21 protein-coding genes, 2 tRNA genes and 2 other RNA genes are annotated in these 25,289 nt (G+C 27.3%); 20 read left to right on the plus strand and 5 right to left on the minus strand.

Going from position 1 to position 25,289, the window contains the following annotated elements:
* Positions 1-102 precede the first annotated feature (102 nt).
* Both ACVHXK_RS10235 and ACVHXK_RS10240 read right to left on the minus strand, forming a co-directional pair.
* On the minus strand, positions 103-2,556 hold the full coding sequence (locus ACVHXK_RS10235) for a response regulator transcription factor (RefSeq protein ID WP_461206296.1): 2,454 nt from the start codon (positions 2,554-2,556) through the stop codon (positions 103-105).
* Between the two features lie 432 nt (positions 2,557-2,988).
* A tRNA-Leu gene (locus ACVHXK_RS10240) sits at positions 2,989-3,070 on the minus strand.
* Between the two features lie 212 nt (positions 3,071-3,282).
* On the opposite strand from ACVHXK_RS10240, the gene ACVHXK_RS10245 reads away from it, so the two are divergent.
* The 7 genes from ACVHXK_RS10245 to ssrS (ACVHXK_RS10275) all read left to right on the plus strand — a co-directional run bounded on the left by ACVHXK_RS10245 (position 3,283) and on the right by ssrS (ACVHXK_RS10275) (position 10,804).
* Positions 3,283-4,239 (plus strand): ribose-phosphate diphosphokinase, encoded by a 957-nt coding sequence (locus ACVHXK_RS10245; RefSeq protein ID WP_461206297.1) that lies wholly within the window; start codon positions 3,283-3,285, stop codon positions 4,237-4,239.
* A 206-nt stretch (positions 4,240-4,445) separates the two neighbouring features.
* Positions 4,446-6,257 (plus strand): DUF2194 domain-containing protein, encoded by a 1,812-nt coding sequence (locus tag ACVHXK_RS10250; protein WP_461206298.1) that lies wholly within the window; start codon positions 4,446-4,448, stop codon positions 6,255-6,257.
* A 33-nt stretch (positions 6,258-6,290) separates the two neighbouring features.
* Positions 6,291-8,936, plus strand: a complete 2,646-nt coding sequence (gene polA / locus ACVHXK_RS10255) for a DNA polymerase I (RefSeq protein WP_461206299.1) — start codon at positions 6,291-6,293, stop codon at positions 8,934-8,936.
* Between the two features lie 239 nt (positions 8,937-9,175).
* Positions 9,176-9,787, plus strand: a complete 612-nt coding sequence (gene coaE, locus ACVHXK_RS10260; protein WP_461206300.1) for a dephospho-CoA kinase — start codon at positions 9,176-9,178, stop codon at positions 9,785-9,787.
* On the plus strand, positions 9,784-10,392 hold the full coding sequence (locus tag ACVHXK_RS10265) for a lytic transglycosylase domain-containing protein (RefSeq protein ID WP_461206301.1): 609 nt from the start codon (positions 9,784-9,786) through the stop codon (positions 10,390-10,392). Before coaE ends, ACVHXK_RS10265 begins: the two co-directional genes overlap by 4 nt.
* A 61-nt stretch (positions 10,393-10,453) precedes the next feature.
* Positions 10,454-10,539: transfer RNA gene (locus ACVHXK_RS10270), tRNA-Leu, on the plus strand.
* Between the two features lie 75 nt (positions 10,540-10,614).
* Positions 10,615-10,804, plus strand: a non-coding RNA gene (ssrS, locus tag ACVHXK_RS10275) — 6S RNA.
* A gap of 94 nt (positions 10,805-10,898) precedes the next feature.
* On the opposite strand, the gene ACVHXK_RS10280 is transcribed toward ssrS (ACVHXK_RS10275), so the two are convergent.
* Positions 10,899-11,888, minus strand: a complete 990-nt coding sequence (locus tag ACVHXK_RS10280; RefSeq protein WP_461206302.1) for an ornithine cyclodeaminase family protein — start codon at positions 11,886-11,888, stop codon at positions 10,899-10,901.
* A 314-nt stretch (positions 11,889-12,202) separates the two neighbouring features.
* Here ACVHXK_RS10280 and ACVHXK_RS10285 point away from each other — a divergent pair, with 314 nt between their 5' ends.
* The 5 genes from ACVHXK_RS10285 (at position 12,203) to ACVHXK_RS10305 (ending at position 17,048) form a co-directional block, all read left to right on the plus strand.
* Complete coding sequence (locus ACVHXK_RS10285; protein ID WP_461206303.1) at positions 12,203-12,910, plus strand: putative ABC transporter permease; 708 nt, start codon at positions 12,203-12,205, stop codon at positions 12,908-12,910.
* 60 nt (positions 12,911-12,970) lie between these two features.
* Complete coding sequence (locus ACVHXK_RS10290) at positions 12,971-14,176, plus strand: class I SAM-dependent rRNA methyltransferase (protein WP_461206304.1); 1,206 nt, start codon at positions 12,971-12,973, stop codon at positions 14,174-14,176.
* Positions 14,177-14,281: 105 nt separating this feature from the next.
* Entirely contained in the window at positions 14,282-15,565 is a 1,284-nt protein-coding gene (locus ACVHXK_RS10295) for a hypothetical protein (RefSeq protein ID WP_461206305.1), read from the plus strand.
* Between the two features lie 101 nt (positions 15,566-15,666).
* Positions 15,667-15,856, plus strand: a non-coding RNA gene (gene ssrS, locus ACVHXK_RS10300) — 6S RNA.
* Between the two features lie 211 nt (positions 15,857-16,067).
* Positions 16,068-17,048 (plus strand): D-isomer specific 2-hydroxyacid dehydrogenase family protein, encoded by a 981-nt coding sequence (locus ACVHXK_RS10305; RefSeq protein ID WP_461206306.1) that lies wholly within the window; start codon positions 16,068-16,070, stop codon positions 17,046-17,048.
* Between the two features lie 139 nt (positions 17,049-17,187).
* On the opposite strand, the gene ACVHXK_RS10310 is transcribed toward ACVHXK_RS10305, so the two are convergent.
* Positions 17,188-19,194 carry a sensor histidine kinase gene (locus ACVHXK_RS10310; RefSeq protein ID WP_461206307.1) on the minus strand — a complete coding sequence of 669 codons (2,007 nt, stop codon included), beginning with the start codon at positions 19,192-19,194 and terminating at the stop codon, positions 17,188-17,190.
* Positions 19,195-19,432: 238 nt separating this feature from the next.
* On the opposite strand from ACVHXK_RS10310, the gene ACVHXK_RS10315 reads away from it, so the two are divergent.
* The 4 genes from ACVHXK_RS10315 (at position 19,433) to ACVHXK_RS10330 (ending at position 21,564) form a co-directional block, all read left to right on the plus strand.
* Positions 19,433-19,999: an NUDIX hydrolase gene (locus ACVHXK_RS10315; RefSeq protein WP_461206308.1), complete on the plus strand. Its 567-nt coding sequence runs from the start codon at positions 19,433-19,435 to the stop codon at positions 19,997-19,999.
* Positions 20,000-20,938, plus strand: coding sequence for a TRM11 family SAM-dependent methyltransferase (locus tag ACVHXK_RS10320; protein ID WP_461206309.1), 939 nt, complete (start codon positions 20,000-20,002; stop codon positions 20,936-20,938).
* A gap of 67 nt (positions 20,939-21,005) precedes the next feature.
* A complete protein-coding gene (locus ACVHXK_RS10325; protein ID WP_461206310.1) occupies positions 21,006-21,185 on the plus strand; it encodes a DUF4177 domain-containing protein in 180 nt (59 codons plus the stop codon).
* A 154-nt stretch (positions 21,186-21,339) separates the two neighbouring features.
* Complete coding sequence (locus ACVHXK_RS10330; protein ID WP_461206311.1) at positions 21,340-21,564, plus strand: hypothetical protein; 225 nt, start codon at positions 21,340-21,342, stop codon at positions 21,562-21,564.
* A gap of 62 nt (positions 21,565-21,626) precedes the next feature.
* Here the strand turns inward: ACVHXK_RS10330 and ACVHXK_RS10335 are convergent, their stop codons facing one another.
* Positions 21,627-21,983: a NifB/NifX family molybdenum-iron cluster-binding protein gene (locus ACVHXK_RS10335; protein ID WP_461206312.1), complete on the minus strand. Its 357-nt coding sequence runs from the start codon at positions 21,981-21,983 to the stop codon at positions 21,627-21,629.
* Between the two features lie 339 nt (positions 21,984-22,322).
* Here ACVHXK_RS10335 and ACVHXK_RS10340 point away from each other — a divergent pair, with 339 nt between their 5' ends.
* From ACVHXK_RS10340 to ACVHXK_RS10355, 4 genes are all read left to right on the plus strand, one after another.
* Positions 22,323-23,009 carry a hypothetical protein gene (locus ACVHXK_RS10340; protein WP_461206313.1) on the plus strand — a complete coding sequence of 229 codons (687 nt, stop codon included), beginning with the start codon at positions 22,323-22,325 and terminating at the stop codon, positions 23,007-23,009.
* Positions 23,010-23,186: 177 nt separating this feature from the next.
* On the plus strand, positions 23,187-23,867 hold the full coding sequence (locus ACVHXK_RS10345; protein WP_461206314.1) for a DUF1361 domain-containing protein: 681 nt from the start codon (positions 23,187-23,189) through the stop codon (positions 23,865-23,867).
* Between the two features lie 309 nt (positions 23,868-24,176).
* Entirely contained in the window at positions 24,177-24,338 is a 162-nt protein-coding gene (locus ACVHXK_RS10350) for a hypothetical protein (protein ID WP_461206315.1), read from the plus strand.
* A 210-nt stretch (positions 24,339-24,548) separates the two neighbouring features.
* Positions 24,549-24,971, plus strand: coding sequence for a hypothetical protein (locus ACVHXK_RS10355; RefSeq protein WP_461206316.1), 423 nt, complete (start codon positions 24,549-24,551; stop codon positions 24,969-24,971).
* The last annotated feature ends 318 nt before the right edge of the window (positions 24,972-25,289 follow it).

Genomic DNA, 25,289 nt, shown 5'->3' on the forward strand with positions numbered 1-25,289 from the left:
AATATTTTCTATTATTTGTATCACCCATTGGGGATTTATTTTTAATAAAAAAAAATGTCACTTGAAACATGACATTGTAAAGAGTAATTTATTCAAATTTAATTAAATAAAATTATTTTTTCTTAGTGATTGCAATTGTACTCTAGATTTAATATTTAGTTTTTTAAATAAGCCTTTCATTGTAGTTTTAACTGTTTCTGGGGATATGAATAGTCGATTTGCTATTTCTTTATTAGTTAGACCCTCAGAGGCCAAAATAGCTACCGTTTGTTCACGGGGAGATAATTTTTCTTGTCTAAGGGATTTTTTAATAATTTCTATACCTTGTTTTAATTTTACACTTAGATTTTTTATCTCTGTATTGTTAATCATAATGATAGGGCTTATATGTTTTTCTAACTCAGCAAATGGCAAATATATTTCATCAGGTATTGCTATAGATAAAGCTTTAGATAGTGCATTTTCAGCATCAGTTTTTCTGTTGTTTTTGTAGTATGAAATTGATATCAAAATATGTAAATAAACTTGTGGAAGTAAAAAATGATATTCTTCAATGACTGGTAATAATTCTTGTGCAATTGCGATTATTTTAATATATTCTTTTTTCCTTAGCAACCAATTCAAGTGAAGTAATATTGCAAAAGGCTTGGCTACATCATATAATTCTTGATTTATTATAGAAATATCTTTTAGCCAATCAGAAATATCATATATACCTGTAATTAGAGCAGAAAATGATAAAATGATGTCTGCAGTTTTTTTGCCGTGAGGTTCAATACTATTTTTTGCTCTATTTTTAATATTTTCATACAACCTTTTGTATTCCTTAATATCTCCATTAGTAATAGCAATTCTTAATAGAGTCATTTCGGCTGAAAAACATATACTATCTTGTTGATGGGCTTCTGCTATATAAATAGCTTTATAACTTAAAACTTCTGCTGAAAAAAAATCACCTTTCAACAATTTGAATTCTGCTTTAAGTGCATAATCTGCACCAGATCCGTGGCCGTTTGTAAGTTTTAAGTAGTAAAGTAAACTTTTATCCATATGATTAATGATTTCATTATGTTTTCCGACTTTACTCCAGAACATATATACAATAGAGGGTTGACCAAAAGTCCATGAGTCATCCCAATCTATCCTGTTGGAAAAAGGACATTCCATTACTTCCCAAGCTTTGCGATGATAAAAGCTCATCTTTTCAATATTATTGAATTCTGCAAAAGATTTTAATAAGTACAGTTGTCCTGTTAATTTTCTAATATTTTTTCCAGAAAGGTTGAATTTATTGGGTTGTGATATAATTTTTTCAATAAAGTTAAGTCCGCTTTCAAATTCAGAATAACAACCTATTCTAAAAAATTGGAAAATAATCATTGTAAGAGTTTCAGGATAATAAGCAAGAAGCGTATCATCACACTGTAGTAAGATTTTCTTTAAAACATTTTCAATGGTATTTCTGGGGTATAAAGAAAAATTTGCCGCTTTTACTGGAAGTGAAAGTAGAGTATCCATTTCTTTTGTTTCTAAGTAATACATAATTGCAGTAAAATAATCTCCTATAATAGCATGTGCATCACCAGCTAATTTGTTTATTTCCATGATTTCTTCAGGGGATAAAGATTTAATCTCCTTGTTTAGAAAATCTTTAAGTAAATCATGAATAATATAAGTATCGTCTGTAGGCTCGTATCTAATTAAAGCTTTGCTGTAAATTAAGCGAGAAATTTTATCGGGAACAAAGTTTTCCTCTGTTATTGTATAAATTTGCTTTATTGAAAATTGATCAAGTAGTGACAATACAAGAAGACAACGTTGATTTTTCACATCTAAACGATTATAAATTAATCTTCGCATTAAGAGGCTAATGCTGTTAGATGAGTCAAAATTACCTTCGTTGATATAATGAATCAATTGGAGGCTAAGTGCATAAGCCCATCCACCAGTATATTTCTTCAATTTTATTATTTCGCTTTTGGATAATAATATTCCATTGATTCTAAAATATGCATCAATGTCATTTTCAGTGAAAACAAAAATATTATTTTCTATTAAAAAAATATTGTTTGATTGGATACCTAATATATCTATAGATTTTATAAATTGAGTATTAATAACAATATGTAAATTAGTGCATTGATGGCAAGAAAGAGGATAGAGTATATTGGAAGGTAAAAAATTTTGTATGTTTTGAAAATTATCGATAATCATCCAAACCTCGTATTTAACATCACATTCACTTATAATATTCAAAATATCTACGAGATTTTCTTTAGTAGGAAATCCTATGGATTTTAATTTATTAGAAAGATTAATATCAATATATCTAAAAGTATCACAAATTCCAGACCATGATTTTTTTGCAGTTTCACCCATGCATGTGTAGCTATAAATATTATGCAAGTTTGAATTTTTCAGAAACTCATTTATTGCAGTTGTTTTTCCGAAGCCTGACTCTGCTTGCAGTATAACTAGAGGATATTTGTATAGTGATTGAAAGTTCTTTTGTAGTTTTTCTGGTATGTAAATAGATATTTCATTAATATTATCCATTATGCAATCACCTCAACATAGTAAAATATTCAATTTATTACATATTAATTATACATTTTTACATATTTAAAATCAAAATTTATTAACAGAAAATTACTGATAAAAATTGAAAAGGGAGTGCTAGGTATTAAGACAAAAAAACATTTTGTGGCAATGGTTGAGTAGCAATATGATTAGAAGTAAATTGCTTTTAAAAATATAATTTAAGGGGTAGGTTTATTAGGTTATAGAGGTTTATTAGGTTGTAAATGATAGCATTAAGAATTTTTTAGAAAAGGTTAAGGGAATAATATAAAAATTAGGATTAGTTTTAGGTTTTGTTTTTATATACGAATATAGTATAGAGAATATGGTAAAAATAAAACCTGATATATACGTTCCTATATGCACAGGAGATATATCAGGTAATAGTTCTTTGAATTTAAAAATAAATGGTGCCGATGGTGGGAGTCGAACCCACACGGTTTCCCGCACGATTTTGAGTCGTGTGCGTCTGCCATTCCGCCACATCGGCACATAATAATTTGGAACGAATTAAATAATATCATGATTTTATAATATAGTCAAGTGTTTTTATGAATATAGAGGAATTATCTGAAAATTTATATACTTTAAATTTAAACCGTTTTAATAATTTTATAATTAGTGTATAATATTTTATGATGGTAGATAATTAATAATAATTATTTACAAAGAGCGTGAAGTGACAATATAGGAGGATTTTAAATGATAACCCATGGAAAAGATATGAAGTTGTTTACTGGAAATTCTAATAAACCACTTGCAAAAGAAATTTGTGATATTCTAGAAACTAATCTTGGAAAAAACGAAGTAGCGACATTTAGTGATGGAGAAATAAGTGTAAATACTTATGAAACAGTTAGAGGATTAGACGTTTACGTTATACAATCCACAAGTGAACCTGTTAATAATAATTTAATGGAGTTATTAATTATGATTGATGCCTTCAAAAGAGCATCTGCTGCAAGGATTATTGCTGTTATTCCATATTATGCATATGCTAGACAAGATAGAAAGGTAAAAGCTAGAGATCCAATAACTGCTAAACTAGTAGCAGATATGTTAACTTCTGCTGGAGCTAGTAGAGTACTAACTTTAGATTTACATGCTTCGCAGATACAAGGGTATTTTAATATACCTGTGGATAATTTGTTTGGAGAGCCGATAATTGGTAAATATTTTCTAGATAAAGGTTTTAGTGATAGAGATGATATTGTTATTGTAGCTCCAGATCCACCTAGTGTTCCTCGAGTTAGAAAGCTTGCTACAAGATTAGATGCTTCTATTGCAATTATAGATAAGAGAAAAACTCAAACAGATGGTAGAGTTATTTCTAATATCATTGGAGAAGTGGCAGGCAAAACGGCAATACTAATGGATGATATTTGTGATACTGGTACTAGAATGTCAGATGGTTCAAGAATATTAAAAGAGCATGGAGTGAAGGAAATATATGCAACATGTAGCCATGGTGTTCTATCAGGTGAAGCTATAGAGAAAATTAATAACTCGCCAATTAAAGAATTTGTAATATTAAATACAATTGAACAACCAGAGAAAAATATAATTGATAAGCTTACTATTCTATCAGTAGCCCCACTGATGGCTGAAGCAATTAGAAGAATATATGATGAGAAACCAGTAAGTAACTTGTATATATAGAATTAAAGATAGTTAGAAGATAATGCTAATTAAAGAATAGACTGTTTTATAATGATTGATATTTCATTATAGAATAGTCTATTATTGTTTACAATATAATTTATATTTAATACATAGGCAATATAGAACTATTTTATAGTTTTATAGTTTGATATAAGATATAATTAAAGAAATGTAGTATAAAGTAGCAGTAGGAGGAAGCATAATTGAAAAAGAATACAATAATTATTTTCTTTGTTATAATATTTACAGCTGTAATTATACAGGTTTCTAGATTTGATTTCTTTAATGTGTATTTAAAAAATAATGCACAGATTATTTCTTTTTCAGATTCAGATCTTTCTTTAGTGCCTGAAGAATATGCGAGACAAAAAACATTGATAATATATAATAAAGACCAAACTGATGATAAAGAGTTAATTGAAAATTTAGAGAAAACTATGGCATATTTACAAGTAGATAGTAGTAAGGTGGATTTTAGAGAAATAGATGAAACAAAGCTAAATGATTATGATTTTATTATTTCTGCTTTTAAGGATTATAAAACTTATAATGATTTGGAAAAGCTTGCAGATTTCATTAAAAAAGGTGGTAAGCTATTTGTGGCTGTTCGTCCAGCATATGATGATAATCAAAACGAACAAATGAAATTATTTGGTATATATGGTGTAGATAATGAAAATACAATGATAGATACACAAGGTATTAAAATGAGGCAAAATATTCTAATTAAAGAAGCTGATATGGAAATTAAGGAAGACTTTATTAGTAATTCATCCTTAGCTGTTAAAATAAATGCAAACGCTAATTTACTTGCAGGTGCAAATGATGATACTCCAATTATATGGAGTGTGGATTATGAAGAGGGTAAAGTGGTATTCTTTAATGGGACTATGCTTGATGAAAAAATAAACAGAGGAATCATAGTTGGATGTACTAGCTTATTGATGGATGATTTTATTTACCCAATAATTAATGCCAAGGTTAATTTTTTGGATGATTTTCCAGGTCCGGTTTCAGAGGAATATAATCAGTCCATAAGAAGTCAAATGGGTATTTCTTCTTCAAAATTTTATAGTGATATTTGGTGGCCTTTTATGATAAAAGAAAAGAATCTTTATGACTTAAAGTATTCATGTTCTATACTGCAAAGTTATTCTAAAATAGTGACACCTCCTTTTGAGGTGGATACTGGTGCTAATAAAAAAAGGTTGTCTATTTTTGGGAAGGAAATAATAAAAGGTGATGATGAAATCGGTATTAATGGATACAATAGTATGCCTTTAGCTCTCGAAGGATATATCAAAGAAGATTTAGAATATAGTCCGTGGATTTCTATAAAAGATATGGAGCTGGCGATTAAAACAGTTAATGATTTTGGAAAGTCAGTATTTGAAAATTATTCTTTTCAATTTTATAGTCCTACTGATAATATTTTAAGTGATGATGGTAAAAATGCTTTGATTAATGCAATGCCTGATTTGAAAGTCATCTCGTCAATATATGTTAAAGAAGAAAATACCAGTAGTTATCAACAAGAATTTGAGGTAAAGGATGGCGTAGTAGAATTCCCGCGAATTACTTCGGGATATGTAAATGATGCAGAAACTATGTGGAATATTGCCAATGGAGTTACTTCTATTGGAGTGTTTTCCCATTTTGTACATCCCGATGATTTTCTTAATAAAGAGAGATCTAAGAGTTTATTATGGCAACAAGCAGAAGCAAACTTTCATCAAATTCAAAAAACAACCTATAATAATTATCCTTGGTTAGAAAGCTTAGTAGTTTCAGAAGCGGCAAATCAGACAATAAAATATTTAGAAGCAGAAATTTATTTGAAAAAAGAGGAGAATAAAATAGATGTATTTATAAATAATTATAGAGAAGGTATTGATTTTATATTGAGATCTGAGAAGGATTTGAAGTCATATAAAAACTGTGAAATTATGAAAATAGATGAAAATTACTATCATGTAGTAGCAGAAGCACAAAATTTTACTATAGAATTAAAATAAAATGCCTGCATCATAAGGCAGTGGAGGTAAAGGATGAAAAAAGAAAGATTATTAATATTAGATGGGCATAGTTTAATGTATAGAGCATTCTATGGACTTCCTCAATTTACAAATAAAGAAGGTTTACATACAAATGCAATATATGGGTTTATAAATATGTTATATAAAATTAAAGATGAATTAGAGCCGGACTATATAGTAACTGCCTTTGATAGAAAAGCACCTACATTTAGACAAAAAGAATATGGTGAGTACAAGGCTCATAGAGAAACAATGCCAGTTGAATTAAGAGAGCAGTTTCCGATAATGAGAGAGATATTGCAGAAACTTGCCATAAATATTTTTGAAATAGATGGATTTGAAGCTGATGATTTAATTGGAACATTAGCGCAGCATGCAGAAAAAGCCAATATTGAAGTGTTTATTGTTACGGGAGATAGGGATGCTCTTCAATTAGCAACAGATAATGTAAAGGTAGTTATTAACAAAAAAGGAATGACAGAAAAAACAATATACGATAAAGATAGGATGATTGAAGAATATGGAGTAACACCAACAGAGTTCATTGATTGTAAAGGTCTTATGGGAGATAAATCAGATAACATCCCAGGAGTACCTGGTATAGGAGAAAAGACAGCATTTAAGCTTATTAAAGAGTATGGTAGTGTAGAAAATGTTTTAGATAATATTGATAATATAAAAGGTAAAAAAATAAAAGAGAATCTTATTGATTTTGCAGAACAAGCAATACTCAGTAAAAGGTTAGCAACTATAGTAACTGATGTACCTATAGAAATTAATTTAGAAGAGATAAAATCAAAAGAAAGTTACGATATTTCAGGTGTTATCGATATATATAAGAAACTTGAATTTAAAAAATTATTGCAAAGATTTAATGCAGGAGAAGAATTATTGCAAGAGATTGAGAGTGAAGATGATGAAGATATAGAAACAGTTAATATAGATATTCCAGAAGTTGAAAAAATTGATACAATTGAAAAATTAGAGAAAATAGTACCTGAGATAAATGGAAATGTCATTGTAAAATTTGTATACAACAATGAAAGCTTATTCTCTAAATTATCCTTTGAAAAGATATATATTATGAATAATGATAATTATTATGAAATAATGTATCAGCAAATTATTTCAGAAAATAAAGATATATTAGCTGATTTATTTGGAAAAATATTTAATAATGAGTTTATAAAAGTAATATCACATAATGCTAAGAAAGCTTTTGTAGTATTAAGAAAGGATTTTATTGAGTTTTCTAATTTAATATTTGATATTGAAGTAGCAGCATATTTAATAGAGCCATCAACAAAATCATATGCTATAAAAGATATTGCAAATACTAATTCCTTTGATACAATGGAAGAAGATAAAATAGATATATTAGAGCTTGCATACATGGACTCGCTTTACAATGAGTATATAACAAAGCTTAAAGAAGCAAATATGGAAGAACTTTTTTATAATGTAGAAATGCCTTTAATTAAAGTGCTTTCTGAAATGGAGTTTAATGGTTTTAAAGTCGATAGAAAAATTCTTGATGATCTCGGTGAAAAGTTAAAAATTGAGATAGAAAATACTGAAAAAGTAATTTTTGAATATTCAGATGAAAAATTTAATATAAATTCTCCAAAACAATTAGGAAAGATACTTTTTGAAAAATTAGATTTACCAGTAATCAAAAAGACTAAAACAGGATATTCTACTAATGCTGATGTATTAGAAAAGCTTAAAGATAAACATCCGATTATTGAAAAAATAACTTATTATAGACAGATTACAAAATTAAACTCTACATATGTTGAAGGGTTAAAGAATGTAATTGACGAGGACAACAAAATTCATACAAGTTTTAATCAAACAGTTACAACAACAGGAAGATTATCTAGTACAGAACCTAATCTTCAAAATATACCTATAAAGTATGAACTTGGTCGCGAAGTGAGAAAAGTATTTATTCCAGAAGAAGAGAATATTTTGTTATCTGCAGATTACTCTCAAATTGAGCTAAGAGTACTTGCACACATTTCAGAGGATGATAATTTTATTGATGCTTTTATTCATCATGATGATATTCATAGAAAGACAGCGTCAGAGGTGTTTAAGGTACCTATGGAAGAAGTAACTTCACTTATGAGAAGTAACGCTAAAGCCGTTAATTTTGGTATTGTATATGGGCAAGGGGCTTATTCACTTTCACAGGATTTAAATATTCCAAGGAAAGAAGCAAAGAAATATATTGAGTTATATTTTGAAAGATATCCTAAAATTAAGACTTATTTTGATGTAGTTATTAAGGATGCTATGGAAAATGGGTATGTAACTACAATTCTAAATAGAAGAAGATTTTTACCAGAGCTTAATTCCACTAGTAAGATTGTAAAAGCAGCAGGAGAAAGGCTTGCTATGAATACACCAATTCAAGGAAGTGCCGCAGACATTATAAAACTTGCCATGATTAAAGTGTATAATAGGCTTAATGCTGAAGGGTTAAAATCTAAATTACTACTACAGGTACATGATGAACTTATCTTGAATGTTGTCAAGGATGAAGTTGATAGGGTAAAGGCAATTGTAAAAGAAGAGATGGAGGGGGTTATTGTACTTTCAGTACCTCTAGATGTTGATATGAATATTGGCAGTACATGGTATGATGCTAAGTAATTACAAATATATATAAAGCATACAATTAAAATTTGATTGCATGCTTTATATTTTTCTTGAAAAAAAATGCAATTGTTTTATAATAAATTTGTGATTAAAGAATTTTATTGGGATTAATATATACTTTTATGAGATATTGATAATAAATAAGTTTAATAGACGTGTGAATTAATAAAGTTTTTCTTTAGTAAAATTAATAGAAGAAATGAAATGTAGGAAAAAGTGAGGTTTATAGTGTAGTGATAAAAATAGGATTAACAGGTGGAATAGGGAGTGGAAAAAGTACAGTGTCTAGTATGATACGTGAAATTGACATTCCTGTTATAGATGCAGATATCATTTCAAGAGAAGTTATGAATATCTATCCTGAAATTAAATTATCAATTGAGAGGTTATTTGGAATAAATTTTTTTGATAACGAGGGAAATTTAATAAGGCGAAAATTAGGTAATTATATTTTTGCAAACAAAGAAAAGAAAGAATTGCTTGAAAAGATAATTATTCCTTATATAAATAAAGAAATTAATTTAAGAATTATAAAGCATAAAAACAATGGTGATAGATTAGTAGTTATTGATGCACCAACTTTGATTGAGCAAGATATGCAAAAAGACATGGATACAACAATTTTAGTTTGGGTTCCCATGGAGATTCAAATTGAACGTGTTATGATTAGAGATAGTTTGAATAGAGAAAATACTATAAATAGAATAAAATCGCAGATGCTTTTGGATGATAAAAAAGAAGTCGTAGATTATATTATTAATAATAGTGAAGATTTAGTTCAAACAAAAATACAATTAAATAGAATATTAGATGAAATAAAGACTCGATTTAAGGAGAAAGAATGAAATCAAAAAAAAGATTTGCGAATATAATAATAGTAGTCTTGATTTTAATTTTTTTTATGAATATCAAGATGATTTTGAAAAATATTTATCCTATATATTTTAATGGATTTGTAGCTAAATATTCAGAGGAATATGAGTTGGATCCTTATTTTGTATTTTCAGTTATAAAAGCTGAGAGTAATTTTGAGGTAGAAGCAGAGTCTCACAAAGATGCAAAAGGATTAATGCAAATTACTCCATCGACGGGTGAATGGATAGCTGAGCAGATTGGAGTATACGATTTTGATGTAGAAATGCTTCAAGATCCGGAAACAAATATTAGATTTGGTTGTTGGTATTTAAATGATTTGAGAGAAGAATTTGGGGACAATAATGAGAATATATTAGCTGCTTATAATGCTGGACGTGGAAATGTAAATAAATGGCTTCTTGATAAAGAGATATCAGAAGATGGCGAAACTCTAGTGGATATACCTTTTAATGAAACGGATAAATATATAAAAAAAGTATTAGTAAACTATAATATTTATCAATTTATTTATGAAGATAAAAAAAGTATATGGAGTATTTTTAGACAATTGTTTTATCAATATTTTAATTTATAGTTGACATGATTAAATAAGGTAGTATAATATTAATTAATCGGAAGAGTGATTTTTGATTAATGCAGGTGTGGCGGAATGGCAGACGCGTAAGTTTAAGGGACTTATGTCATTAATGGCGTATGGGTTCAAGTCCCATCATCTGCACCAATAATTTACTATTGAAATATGATGTAAAATCTGATATAGTATATTTAAACAGCGATATAAAAAAATAAATAGTGATTTTTTCTGAGATATGCGTGTGCTCTTGTATTGAACCTACAGTTCAAGTCAGGGAGTTCAAGATTTTGATGTGGATATGGACTTATTGTGAGACCCTAAGACGGCTTTTAAGAGATAGAAACATCAGTGAGGACACCCACCTATCAGTCGATAGGTGTCAATTATAGGGTAACGGTATTTTGGAAATATTATATGTATTTTAAAGAGAAGGAATTTATTCCTTCTCTTTTTTAGTTATATAGTGAAGTTGTTTTTCTATATTAAATTATTCTTCAATAAAAAAATTATAGATTAATTTCAAAACCAATTTTATTCTCTATAGCTTTTTCATAAATTGAGGATGCAGCAACTACATCTAATACAGCGGTTCCTACAGATTCAAAAATAGTTATTTCATCATCATCTGTTCTTCCTGTTGTTTTATTAAGAATAAGAGTGCCAATCTCTCCGTTTATATGTTCTTTATCTAATAGGCCCTTACCCATAGGAATCAATAAATCCCCGGCTTCACATAAAACAGCATCTATTGAATCTGCATATATACAGCCAGCTTTTTTCACAATATATTCATCTAGTTCTTGCATTTCTGGGATAAAAGAACCCATGGCATTTATATGAGCACCTTTTTTGACCCATGTTCCGTCAAATACTGGTACTTTAGATGTGGTTGCAGCAGTAATAATATCTGCATTTGTTACTGCTTCTTGTGAACTCTTAACAGTTATAAATTTAGTTGGGAAGTTTTTAAATTTTTCGCTCATCTCTTTTGTAAATTTTTCTGCTTTTTCATAATTTCTACTGAAAATTCTAACTTCCTCTAAATCCCTTACAGTTATCATTGCTTCAAGTTGGCTTGCAGCTTGGCCGCCAGTACCGATAAGAGCCCCTATTTTTGCATTTTTTTTAGCTAATAGATTAGTTGCAGCTCCAGCAGCAGCACCGGTTCTGATATGTGTAAGAGTAGCACCATCCATGATACAGGAAATTTGGCCTGTAGTTCCGTCTAGTAAAATCATATTGGCAGGTAAGGAAGGAATACCTCTTTTTATATTTTCAGGAAAAACAGATACTATTTTTATACCTAAAGCATCTAAATCTCCAACATAACCAGGCATAAATAAAGATTGACCGTTAAATTTTGGAATACCAAGATTTGTTCTTATGGGAACATCACTTTTCCCTTGAGATAGATATTTAAGGGCTGTTTCAGCAGATGTTATTGCATCTTTCATACTAAAGACCTTTTGAATATCTTCTTTCTTTAAAATTAACATATATCATACATCCTTTCGCTAAGTATTTAAGCTAATTCTTTACAAGGTTATTATAGCAGATACTGTGATAACTGGAAATTTAAATATAAACAAGTCTCAAAGAAAGCTAATTAGATCAAGCTTTAATGATTTCAAATAATTTAAAGAATAAATCGAAATCTTCGTATCTTAGGATATGAAGATTTTTTTGAAAGTGGGTTGAAAACAATTATTTAGACATATTTTTTTAAAATGGTATAATAAATAGACAAGTAATAGATGAATAGATTTTAGTAAAGATACTAGCAATAGAAAATAATTTTGAGGTGGAAGAAATGACTATTTTTATTTTGAAGTATTTATTTTTATTTATAACAGGGGCTCTTATGGGGTGGGGCATTGAGGTTGTCTATAGGCGTTATTTTGGTAAAGCAAAGAATTGGATTAATCCTGGGTTTTTATCTGGACCATTTTTGCCGCTATATGGTTTTGGAGTTTGTTTATTATATATTGTAAGTGATTTAAGTGTTGCTTTTTTTATTAAGATTATACTGTATTGTTTGGTTACTACATTAATCGAATATTTAACGGGGCTATTTTTCCTTAAATATTATAAAATAAGATTATGGGATTATACTGAACTAAAATTTAACATACAGGGATTAATTGCACCATTATATTCTTTGTTTTGGACAATATTATCTTTAGTATTCTATTTTATTTTGTATCCTTATTTTTACAATAAAATTGAATTTTTATATGAACATTTAGAATTTTCGCTTTTTATAGGAATAATATATGGAGTTATTTTAGTTGATGTTGTGAATTCATTTAATCTTATAGCAAGAATGAAGAAAATTATTGAAATTACAGAAGAAAGTAAAGAGGTCATTTATTTTGAACAGTTGAAATGTGAGATAAAAGAGAAATTTGAAGGATTGAAAGGTAGAGCTAGAAAACCATCATTTCTTTTGCCATTTAAAGGTGATTATAATTTAAAAAATCAGGTTAAAGAACATTTTAATAGATTTAAATTGGATTAATAATATATGGTATAATTACTTGAAGTTAAAATACAATAAATATAGTTTAGGATGGTAAATATGAAAGAAATTACTCTTGTAATAAAAAATGAATATGTAAAGAAATATAAGTATGGATATCCTTTAGTTATTAAAGAGTCTATAGAAAATATAAATGAATTAAAAGAGGAAGGGCAAATAATAAAGCTTATAGATAAAAAGAATACTTTTTTAGGTAGAGGATACTATGGGAAACAAAACAAAGGTTACGGTTGGATTTTAAGTAATAGTAGTAAGAGTACTTTAAATGATAAGTTTTTTTATGATAAGATTCGTAGTGCATTAGATAAGAGAAAGAAATATTATTATTCAAAAGATACTACTGCATTCAGAGTATTTAATGGAGAAGGCGATGGGATAGGTGGACTTACTATTGATTATTTTGAAGGATTTTATCTTCTAACTTGGTATAGTGAAGGAATGTATGCTTTTAAAGATAACATAATAAAAGCTATAAAAGCTCTAGTGCCTTTTCATGGAATTTATGAAAAAAAGAGATTTAAGAAAAACGGAATGGTTATAGATGAAGATAGTTATTTACTAGGAAGAAAAGCACCGGAACCTCTTGTAGTTAAAGAAAATGGTGTTAATTTTGCAATATATCTTAATGATGGAGCTATGGTAGGAGTTTTTTTGGACCAAAGAGAAGTAAGAAAAGCTATAAGAAATAGATATTCAAAAAATAAAAGGGTACTCAATACTTTCTCTTATACAGGAGCTTTTTCAATGTTCGCAGCAAAAGGCGGAGCAACTACTACAAGTATTGACTTAGCTAAGAGAAGCCTAGATAAAACTATTGAGAATTTCACTATAAATAATATTGATTATAAAAAGCATGAAATAATTGTGGAAGACCTTTTTGTGTATTTCAAACATGCTATAAAGAATGAAATAAAATTTGATGTAGTTATTCTTGACCCACCAAGTTTTGCAACTTCAAGTGAAAATACTTTTAGTGCTGCTAGAGATTATAAAGATTTACTTAAAAATACTATTGATATTACAGAAGATGACGGATTAATTGTAGCATCTACTAATTGTAGTCTTTTTAATATGACAAAATTCAAGAAATTTATAGATGAAGCTTTTAAAGAAAAAAATAAAAGATATCAAATTGCTGAAGAATATCAACTTCCAAATGATTTTGCCATTTCTGAAAAATATCCAGAAGGTAACTATTTAAAAGTTGTTTTTATAAAGATAATAGAACTTGAAATTTTAGAATAGAATTTTTGGTACTAGAATATAATTATATAAATTATAAGGAAGCCAAATTTGACTTCCTTAATTTAGTTCCAATAATTACAATGTTTTTAGAAGGAGTGAACATAAATGAGAGAAACAATTAGAGAAGCACGACTTCAAGGCTTAATGCAAAAATATACAAAAATTTGGTGGGATATTGATAAAAGATTCCCGAAGTTAAATCCAAAAATAAATTATTGGAACAAGAAAAAAAATGAAATGAATACAGATAAATTTATAGAAGATTTTCTTGAAAAGATTAGGAACTTTCCAGAAGATGAAAAAAGTAAAGTAGAATGGAAAATCGAAGTTCAAAAATTAATAAACAAATTTATTAAAGATGTTAATATAATTACGGAAGAAGATAAAAAAATCCTTTTTAGTGAAGATCTAATAAATAGTACAAAGCACTTTGTAAAAGAAGCAAAAGTATTTAATGAAAAACTTGAGATAGAAGAAATTGGACAGGCATTGAGAAATATATGGATTACAAATATCATTCAGTTATTACTTTCTATAAAAATAGAAACAACACCAGCTGTCTTTGGATATAGTATGTTGTATCCTTATACTGATAATTATTTGGATGACGTAAATAATACGATTAATGATAAAAAGTTATTTTCTAATAAGCTAAAAATAAAATTGACAGGTGAAGAAATTAAGGCTAGCAATAACTATGAGCAGGATGTTTTTTCTCTTGTGTCCAAAATAGAAAGCCAATACGTAAGAGAGCAGTATCCATCTGTTTATGACAGTTTACTTATGATTCATAAGGCTCAGGAAGAGAGCTTTTACAAACAAGAAAAAATATCTGCACCTTACGAAATGGATATATTGGGTATAAGCTTTGAAAAAGGTGGCACTTCTGTATTAGCAGATGCGTACATGGCAAATGGTACTCTCACTAATGAATATGTTGAATTTTTCTTTGGATATGGTATTTTACTTCAGCTTTGTGATGATCTTCAAGATGCCAAAGATGATTTGAAAAATAATCATATGACCATTGTTTCACAAATAGCTACGAAATATTCACTAGATAATATTACAAATGCGCTTGTGAATTTCACTTGTGACCTATTAAATAAAGCTGGCTGTTTTAATATAGATAATATAAATGGAGTTAAAGAACTAATCAGAAAAAATTGTTTATTATTAATATATTTCGCAATAGCAAAAAATAAATCATTTTATAGTGATTGCTATTATCAAAGGATTAAGGATTACTTTCCATATACACCTAGATACATGAATAAACTAAATAAAAAGGTAAAAGCTAAATTTTCAAAACTTGATGATAGTTACAATGGAACAAAAGTTGAGGATATTTTTTTGTATGCTCTAAACGATGGAGATTTAACAATTTAGCATGTCCTATAATATAAATTTCAAATTAGCTATTGATATACTTAAGAAAGTTTGCTATATTATATATAGATAGAGAAATAGTTTGAAAATTCAAACAATTGTTTTTTCTGAGATATACGTCAATTCTTGTATTGAACCTACAGTTCGAGCAAGGGAGTTCAAGATTTTGGTGTTGATATGGACTTATTATGAGACCCAAAGGCGGCTTTTAAGAGATAGATGCATCATTGAGAGCACCCACCTATCAATGGATAGGTGTCAATTATAGAATAACGATATTTTGGTAATTATACAAGTAAATCTTGTGCTAAGGAATTTATTCCTTAGCATTTTTTTTAGCAATAGAATATGTTTATTGATATTTACTATCACTTTAGGCTATAATAGAGCAATAAAGTGGAAAAAAATTTTGAAAATTAAGCTGATAATGTTATAATTTAAAATAATATTTATTTAAATATAAGAAAATAAAAATTAACGAAAGTAAAAGGGGACAATTTAAATGAAGATTTTTGCGTACAGTGTAAGAGCAGATGAAGCAAAGTATTTTAATGAGTTTAGTGGTATTTATGGTGTTGAACTTGGGGTTTCACCTGAAAAGCCAACTATGGAAAATGCAGGACTTGCAAAAGGCTATGATTGTATCAGTGTAGTTACTACAGAAATTTCAGCAGAGTTAGTTGAAAAGTTTCATGATGAAGGAATTAAATTTATATCAACAAGAACTATAGGATATGAGCATATTGACCTAAAAAAAGCTGAAGAACTAGGTATGCATGCAGGAAATGCAACGTATTCACCAAGTAGTGTAGCTGAATATGCAGTTATGCTAATTCTTATGGCAATTAGAAAGACAAAATTAATTTTGGCAAGAAGTAGCGCGCAAGATTATGATTTGAAAGGTTTCAGAGGAAGAGAGTTACACAATTTAACTGTAGGGGTTATGGGTACAGGTAAAATTGGGCAAACTGTAATTAAAAATTTAAGTGGTTTTGACTGTGAAATATTAGCCTTTGATCTCTATGAAAAAGAAGAAGTTAAAAAATATGCTAAATATGTTGATTTAGATACTTTATATAGGGAAAGTGATGTAATTACATTGCATATACCAGCTACAGATGAAAACTATCACATAATTGATAAAGAATCTATAGCTAAAATGAAAGATGGAGTTTTTATTGTAAATACAGCCCGTGGTTCTCTTCTAAGTTCTAAGGATTTGATTGATGGAATTATAGAGAAGAAAATAGGTGGGGCAGCTCTTGATGTAGTTGAAAATGACATGAACATATATTATAGTGAGAAGAAGGGTCAAATTATAGATCATAAAGAATTAGCAATTTTAAGATCTTTCCCTAATGTAACACTTACACCACATACTGCTTTTTATACAGACCAAGCTGTAAGTGATATGGTAGAATTTTCTATTAAAAGCTGTGTTTTATTTATAGAAGGAAAGGAAAATCCTTGGCAGGTACTGTAAATTTTCTGATTAGTATTTTTATTAAATATTCATACTACTAGGATTAAATTATAGAGTAAATGTATTTTAGAATTATATAAATAAAATTTAGGAGCTGTCACAGAATGAACTGTGATATGCTCCTAAATTTTATTTTAATTTAATATATATCAGAAAATTCTATATTTATCTTTTCGGTGATATTATAAGTTTGTCTATTAACAGATCCATCTATGGTTGCACAAAGCTCATCGCATATTTCAACTGTAGGAAATGTAATAAAAAACTTACTACCTTTGCTAATACTACTTTCTAGAGTGATAGATCCATTTAGTAGCTCTACTAAAGATTTAACAATATGAAGGCCCATGCCACTACCTTCATTTTTTCTAATGAGACTTTTGTCTATTTTTTCAAATTTATTAAATATTTTTTCTTTTTTATCGTCAGGAATTCCTATGCCTTTATCTTCTACTATAATTGATACTTTACCAGTTTCTTTAGAATGTAAAGAAACTGTAATATTACAACCATTATCACTATATTTAATTGAATTTGATAAAAGATTTAATATAATTCTTTCAATATATGTTATATCACAGTAAATGTAAATATCCTCCTTGTCGGTATCAAAAATAAGATTAATATAGTTATATTTAGGATGAAGCATAACTGATTGAGTTATATTTTCGATAACTTCTACTATATTAGCTACAGTTAGATTAGGATGCATAAAATTTGATGAAATTTTTGTGGTATCTATAAGATTATTTACAATTCTAATTAATCTAAAGCAATTTTGATTAATGATAGAGTTATACTTTTTAATTTTTGATATGTCTTTATTCTCTAATAAGATATTTTCCATTTGTAGAGCTGTATAAATTACATTTATAGGTGTTTTTAATTCATGAGATATATTTGTAAAAAAATCCGCTTTTAAAGTATCTTCTTTTTCTTTTTCTTTTAATTTTGATATTATTTCTTCTTCTCTTTTTTTATAGCTAATATCTCTAATTACAAAGGTAGTTGAGTTTACCCATGGTTTAACGAAATTAAAAGTAGATATATCTGCAATTATTTTTTTATTATTTATTAAAAATTCTTTCTCTATATGAGAATCTAAAGATTTAAGTTCTTTTGAATCGTTAGTCATTAATAATTTATTTGAATATAAGCTGTTTATAAAATTATTAGTTGATATTTTATCATTAGCATTAATATTGAACATTTCTGTGAATACTTTATTGACAAAAACAATTGTATCATTTTCTTTTTTTACAATACCGAGAGGTAAAAAATCTAAAATAGTTCTATATTTTAAAGTTTTTTTAGTAATTGTTTCATTTGCTTTTTTTAAATCATTTGCTTTTTTATTTAGTTCCTTAAACATATTATTGAAGGGATCAGTTATTACTGTAATAATAATAATTTTATATATTACGTAAAAAGAAAGAAATCTAGTTATATCACTTAAGAAATTAAAATTATTATAAATGTTATTAGTAAAAATAAAAAATACTTCTGATAATACCTTAAAAATAAAAGAAATATTAAATAAATTAAGAGTGTTACGAGATAAGTTATTATTAGCATATGCATTATTATTCAAAATATATATAATAAGCATATAGATGCAGACGATAATTATTTGGCTCATATTTTTATAATTTGTATATCCATTTGAAGGAATGTAACAGGTAGGGAAAATATTAAATATAAAAATTGAAGAGAGTGATACAATTAATATGATAAAATTAACTAAAAATATTTTTCTTATAGTAAACTTTTTGTTAAAAAAATATACTGAAAACAATAAGGCTATGATTTCATAATATTTGCTGAGGATGAATAATTGTATCAAAGTATTTATATTACATGAATATATAATAATATTCATGTATGTTAAAATATAGATGAAATTTATTATGCTAATAGAACCGTAAATTAAGCTAAAATGAGTCAAAATACTATTGCTATAAAATTTGCTAGTAGAAATTCCAATCAAAAATAAGCTGAAACTGATTACGATAGTAAACATCTCAATAGAAGTATGAAAGAGTATATAGTTATAGGTATTTAAATACCAAAATAAAACAATAGTTAGTATAATTAAAACAGCTTCACTTTTTTTGAAAATTGTAAATTTAGTAGTAGGCTTATACATAAACAATACTCCTTTCAATATTTTATCTGTAAACTATAATTTATTGTAACATAAAAAATATGCAAAATTTGTAATAACTTAGCATGTAATATAAAAAAATATATTATATTAAAAAATATGGAAAAAATAATAAAATTGCTTAACAAATTCCTGGCGATATATTAAAATATAGACAAAGTATTATATTTTGAGTGCTTTAAGAAAGTATTGTAAAATATATATAAGGAAGTGTAAACTTATGAATTTTAAAGAGGCAATACAAAGATATCAACCGGCTAATCAACAAGAAGTGAATGATAAAAATAATATATTAGAGTATATTAACATATTTAATGAAGAGGTATTAACTAGAAAAAACAAAATAGCTCATATAACAAGTTCAGGATTGATTTTAAACAAATCTTTAGATAAAATGCTTATGATTCATCATAATATCTATAATACTTGGACCTGGACTGGTGGACATGCAGATGGTGATAGTGATATGTTATACGTTGCCCTTAAAGAAGCTAAAGAAGAGACTGGAGTTTTAAATATTATACCTCAATCAGATAAAATAGCTTCTATTGATATACTTCCTGTTTATGGACATATTAAAAGAGATGAGTATGTGTCTTCTCATTTACATTTGAATATATCCTATGTTTTAATAGCTGATGAAGAAGAAAAAATGATTGTCAATGAAGAAGAAACTACTGGTGTTGCATGGATTGATGTTAATAGGTTAGTGGAATATTCAAATGAACAATATATAATTGATATCTATAGGAAAATTATAGATAAAGCTAGGACGGAGTGTTTATAAATGAATTTTAATCAATACATGTATAATGTTAATTATCGTATTTATGAAAAAGAGCTTTGTGCTCTTGAGCTAAGATCACTATTTAATTATAACTTAGAGGAAAAAATCTTTTTTTCAAATAAACGAATAAATCCGTCTAGTAGCCCTTTTATAAAAAATAGGTTAGAGATTATATACAAGACTTCATCTTTTTCAGATATACTTAAGTTGATAAAAAAAGATAAAGTAAAGGCAAAGGATTTTAAAGTTGTATATCTTGAGATACTTAGGGATGACCCTTATTTTAAGAAGAGAAAAGAAATTTCTAAGGAAATAGGTCTTATAATTGAAGGGTTTCCTTCTTTTTCTTCTCCTGAAATAGTTTTTGGTATTACTTTTTATAAAGAAAATTGGTATTTTGGTATTTTGCTTGCCAATAATGCTATATGGAAAGAACATAATAAAAAACCTTATCCATATTCAAGTTCTTTAGGGATTAATATAGCAAAAGCTCTTTTAAATATTGCTGGAAATGGTGATTTTACAAAGAAATTAATAGACCCATGTTGCGGAGCAGGAACAGTTCTTTTAGAAGGATTTTTTGCAGGCTATGATATTATAGGTTGGGAAATAAACAATAAAGTTGCAGAGAGTGCGATAGGTAATCTCAGTTATTTTGATTATCCACGCAAGGTTACTACTGGGGATATTCAAGATATAGAAGAAAACTTTGATAGTTCAATTGTAGACCTTCCATATGGCAATTTTAGTCTCACAACTGAAGATAATGAAATGAAAATCATTAGAAATGCTAAAAGAATTTCAAAAAAAGTAGTGCTAGTTTCGTCAAGTGACATTACCGAGGAAATATTAAAAGAGAATCTTAAAATTATTGATTCTTGTAAGGTAAGTAAAAAGGAAATCGAGAGTTTTTCAAGGTACATATGGGTTTGTGAGTGATAAATTATTAAAGGAAGTAAGAATCTATATGTAGAATTTATATTTATATAAAGGAAAAAAGTTAATTATGTGGGAATATACAACTGAAACTTTTAATAGTGTTTTTGATACAGAAAAAAGTTTAAAGAAGAAAAGTAATAAAGTACTTAAACAGTATGGAAAAGAAGGCTGGGAACTTGTTAATTTTCAATGCGTGGATGGATTTGGTTCCATGATGGTATTTGTATTTAAAAGAGAGAAGAACTAATTGATGAAATAAAAGTGCAAAGATATATTAAAGAAAAAATAACTAGTATGATATTGTATAATAATATAGAAAGGAATGGTAGAAAATCAAATTTAATAAATTGGATTTTATCTTATATATAAAAACTAGCAATTTGAATAGGATATTGTATTTGATGGCTGCTGTAATAATTGTTATACCGATATTTATAGTTCTTATTATAGATGTTCCCTTCAACTCGTTTTTTAGTAACATATTTATAGGCATATCACTTGTTTTACTTATAATAGGAAAATTTATTGCTTTTCTAAAAAAAGAAAAAGGAGATAAAAATAGACCAGCAGATTTTGGTATAATAATAGCTCTGTTAATTATATTTATATCTCGTATTACAAAATAACCAAGAGTAGGTATTCCTACTCTTGGTTATTTTTTCTGTATAGTATATTAATTTTGATTTATTTAGTGATCACATTCGTGGGCATGACAAGTGTCACCAGAATCAGAAAGAGTTCCTTCAAGCCACTTTAAAGCAACAGCTTTAACAGCACCTGAGCATCCACGAACTACTTCAATACCGGCGTTATTTAATACATTTACTGCACCAGCACCCATGTTACCAGCAAGCATAATTGTTACATCCATAGCTGATAAAGTTTGTGCTATATTTGATTTGCAACCGCAGCCTTGTGGCGATGGAATAGTTTCTTCGGAAATTATTTCTTTGCTATTGTTGTCAACTGTAAAAATAGTATAGTATTCACAGTGACCAAAATGGCTGTCTATAACATTTTGTCTAGATGGTAATGCGATTTTCATATGAGTATTCCCCCTATAAGATAGTTAGTGTAGTATGGTAAAATTGTGAAAATATTACCACACTTCCTTTTATAATATATAGGTATGATACTTATGTCAATGGTAAAAGATCGTAAATAGCAATTAAAAGAAATAATTGATAAAATTCACTTTAGTAATTTAATTTTTATTAAAAACCCAATCTTTCTTCTAGGAGATTGGGTTTTGTTTTTGTTGAGATAATAAGAGTATTTGAGAAAGTAAATAGATTAAACTGCATATAAAGACTGAAATCACTTAACAAATTATAGTTAATACATTAAAATATACACAAGATGTTTTTAAATGGGGAGTGGATAAATGATGTTAAGTAAGGAAAGCATATTTGAATTGATTATTATTGCAATTATAGTACAAGCAGTCTTGCTTTTGGCGTTAATTATAGTGCAAAAAAGAAAAGATAAAAAAATTAATGAAACTATGGAATCAAAACACTTCAATCAAAATAACATAGTTGTTTCTTTTATATGGTTTATGTTTTCGATATATTCAATGATAATATTTCTTGGGGGTTATATTAAATATTATTCTTTTTTTATTCCAAAGTATTTAACTAAATGGTATTATATGCTCAGCTATAAACATATTCAGCAAATCGATAATATACTTTCGCAAGATATGGATAATATGTGGAGAGAAGCTATTAAAGTATATAGTTTTGAGTTTGGATTAAAATATTTTTATTTTGGAATATTATTTTTAATGAACAGTATCATATTTTATCACATTGCAGCACATAAAAATCAAATCAATAATGATGGAGTATATTCAGGAAGAAGTCTATATAAGTGGGATGATATAAAAGAATTTATATGGGAAAAATATCCAAATAAAATACTAATAAGTAGATATTATAAATTGACATTTAGTATACCAAGAGATAAACCTGTTAAATGGTTTCAATTCGGTGAGATAAAAGAATTATCTATTTATGTGAAATTAGAAGATAAAGATAATGTGAATGATTTTATTAAAGTAAGGATATAGAAATTTTTCATATGAAGAGTGGATAATGGAATTTAAATTAGCTTTATTAGTAGTTAAAAATATTTATCAATTATTTAAATGAAAGAAATTCTTGATGAAATAGAGGACGAAAAGTATATTAAAGAAAAGATGAAGCAATATGAGGTTGAATAATAAAAAGATAATTAAGGAGGAAACATGCAGTATAAAACTAATAATGATAATAAAATAATTTTTATGTTTTCTATGCTGACAATAATAAGTAGCCTTTTGTTAGCTGTGAGAATTTTTATAACAGGAAGAACAACGTATTTATTTTTTATATGGAATATATTTCTTTGCATTGTCCCATTATATTTATCTATGAAAATAAATTCTATGTATTTAAGTGGAAAAAAGACTAATTGTCTTATTGCTTTATTTATAATATGGCTACTTTTTTATCCTAATGCACCCTATATCATTACTGATTTTGTACATTTAAGTTTTATTGATTTTTTTATAAAGGGTGTTTATGTCTATTCGCCTATTAAAGAAATTAGAATATGGTATGATCTTGTTTTATTTTTTTCTTTTATAGTAACAGGTTTTTTCATGGGGTTGTATTCATTGTACAAAGTAAATGAAGTTTTGATAGATAAGTTTGGTGAAAAGAAAAGTTTTATTGTAATATTTGTGATCACTTTTTTATCTAGTTTTGCCATTTATCTTGGAAGATTTTTAAGATTAAATAGTTGGGATGTGTTTACTAATCCCATTGGAGTTATAAAAAGTATATTGTTAAGTATTGATGGATTTGCTTTAGCATTTACGACTTTATTTACTGTTTTCTTGTTTTTGATTTATATATTGTTTTATTTTATAAAGGAAGTAAAATAAACTAAAAACATTGGAGAGGAATTGATTGAAATAGATGGGAAAAAGTAAACTATAAAAATTTTAATTAAAAATCATGCTGAATTCTTGAATTGTTATGTTTTTTGATGTGTTGTTGTAATAAAAAGTTACGACATAACAGTCAAAAGTTACGACGAAACAGTAATTTAAGATGAATTAAAAATTAACCTGTTTTTGAAATACAAACAATTATGGTGGGATGATTTATGGAACAAGATTATTTTAAGGGAGGTAATAATTATAAAAAAATTAATTGTATGGATATCTATCATATGTATTGGGTTTTCTATTATGGGATGTGGAAAAGAGCAAACTACTAAGATTGTATCTGATAATACCGTCCAACAGGATAGTGTAGTAAATTCTGAAGAATTCATTGTATTCATGAAGAAATCACAGAAAAAATCCAGGAATTTATGGGCCAACAGTTTGCAGGTGCTAAATAAAATTTAGTTTATAACATTATTAAATTGTGTCGCGGTCGTAAAATACTATGACTATTTACTTAGATTAATAGAGTCATTTTTTATTAAGATAGGGGGTTGAGTTATTGTTATACTTTGGAATAGCATTGTAATTAATAGCTATTTTGGCTGTCTTTTATCGTATCAGTGATATATCTCTTTATTTTGTTTGATAGATTTTTTTCGAAAATAAGAGATTATGGAAGATAAAATAGTTATGCATAACGTATTTAATTTATCTGGTAATGAATATTCTTATGCTGATGTTAGTGAGATATATACTGGTACAGTAGATGAATCATTTTATTATAGAATAGAATTGAAAGATGGTAACATTATTGATTTTACAGGGGGAACTTCAGGAACTAATGATGCAGAAGGTGATAGAGTAATATATAACATGGATCATAATAGGAGTGATAATTTGAACTTACAAGATATGAAAAAAGGTAAGCAAGATAGAATAAAACTAATTATACATATTAAAAATTCAAAAGAAATAGAAGTTCTTGATAGTAAAATGGCTTATAAAATGAAAGAAGTTCTTGATGAAATAGAGAACGAAAAGTATATTAAAGAAAAGATGAAGCAGTATGGAATGCAACTAAGTGATAAAAATTAATTGATAAATTACTTGAACGTAAAGTTTCAATTATTGGGATTGACTTTGCGGGAGTAAGATGTGGAGCAGAACATACACCTAAAGATCAATATTGTGCTGATAGAGGTACATTTATTATTGAAAATCTCTGTAATTTAGATGAAGTTTTAAATGAAAGAAAGATAACTGAATTTACAGTAAATACATACCCAATTAATTTTAGTGATATGACAGGATTACCTTGTAGAGTAGTTGCAGAAATTAACGACTTAAATGAAAAAAAGGTAAAATCACAATTTAAACTTAAGAAAAAGCAGGTTATAGTAATCGACATATTCC

Source organism: Clostridium sp. DL1XJH146 (assembly GCF_054819755.1).

Excerpts from the sequence above, each read along its gene's own strand:
- ACVHXK_RS10285 (WP_461206303.1), top strand. The coding sequence starts at position 12,203 with ATGACTATTTTTATTTTGAAGTATTTATTTTTATTTATAACAGGGGCT.
- ACVHXK_RS10350 (WP_461206315.1), top strand. The coding sequence starts at position 24,177 with ATGGGATGTGGAAAAGAGCAAACTACTAAGATTGTATCTGATAATACC.
- ACVHXK_RS10355 (WP_461206316.1), top strand. The coding sequence starts at position 24,549 with ATGGAAGATAAAATAGTTATGCATAACGTATTTAATTTATCTGGTAAT.
- ACVHXK_RS10330 (WP_461206311.1), top strand. The coding sequence starts at position 21,340 with ATGGCTGCTGTAATAATTGTTATACCGATATTTATAGTTCTTATTATA.
- ACVHXK_RS10305 (WP_461206306.1), top strand. The coding sequence starts at position 16,068 with ATGAAGATTTTTGCGTACAGTGTAAGAGCAGATGAAGCAAAGTATTTT.
- ACVHXK_RS10280 (WP_461206302.1), bottom strand. The coding sequence starts at position 11,888 with ATGTTAATTTTAAAGAAAGAAGATATTCAAAAGGTCTTTAGTATGAAA.
- ACVHXK_RS10235 (WP_461206296.1), bottom strand. The coding sequence starts at position 2,556 with ATGGATAATATTAATGAAATATCTATTTACATACCAGAAAAACTACAA.
- ACVHXK_RS10320 (WP_461206309.1), top strand. The coding sequence starts at position 20,000 with ATGAATTTTAATCAATACATGTATAATGTTAATTATCGTATTTATGAA.
- ACVHXK_RS10325 (WP_461206310.1), top strand. The coding sequence starts at position 21,006 with ATGTGGGAATATACAACTGAAACTTTTAATAGTGTTTTTGATACAGAA.
- ACVHXK_RS10290 (WP_461206304.1), top strand. The coding sequence starts at position 12,971 with ATGAAAGAAATTACTCTTGTAATAAAAAATGAATATGTAAAGAAATAT.
- ACVHXK_RS10340 (WP_461206313.1), top strand. The coding sequence starts at position 22,323 with ATGATGTTAAGTAAGGAAAGCATATTTGAATTGATTATTATTGCAATT.
- ACVHXK_RS10315 (WP_461206308.1), top strand. The coding sequence starts at position 19,433 with ATGAATTTTAAAGAGGCAATACAAAGATATCAACCGGCTAATCAACAA.
- ACVHXK_RS10245 (WP_461206297.1), top strand. The coding sequence starts at position 3,283 with ATGATAACCCATGGAAAAGATATGAAGTTGTTTACTGGAAATTCTAAT.
- ACVHXK_RS10310 (WP_461206307.1), bottom strand. The coding sequence starts at position 19,194 with ATGTATAAGCCTACTACTAAATTTACAATTTTCAAAAAAAGTGAAGCT.
- ACVHXK_RS10345 (WP_461206314.1), top strand. The coding sequence starts at position 23,187 with ATGCAGTATAAAACTAATAATGATAATAAAATAATTTTTATGTTTTCT.
- ACVHXK_RS10295 (WP_461206305.1), top strand. The coding sequence starts at position 14,282 with ATGAGAGAAACAATTAGAGAAGCACGACTTCAAGGCTTAATGCAAAAA.
- polA (WP_461206299.1), top strand. The coding sequence starts at position 6,291 with ATGAAAAAAGAAAGATTATTAATATTAGATGGGCATAGTTTAATGTAT.
- ACVHXK_RS10335 (WP_461206312.1), bottom strand. The coding sequence starts at position 21,983 with ATGAAAATCGCATTACCATCTAGACAAAATGTTATAGACAGCCATTTT.
- ACVHXK_RS10265 (WP_461206301.1), top strand. The coding sequence starts at position 9,784 with ATGAAATCAAAAAAAAGATTTGCGAATATAATAATAGTAGTCTTGATT.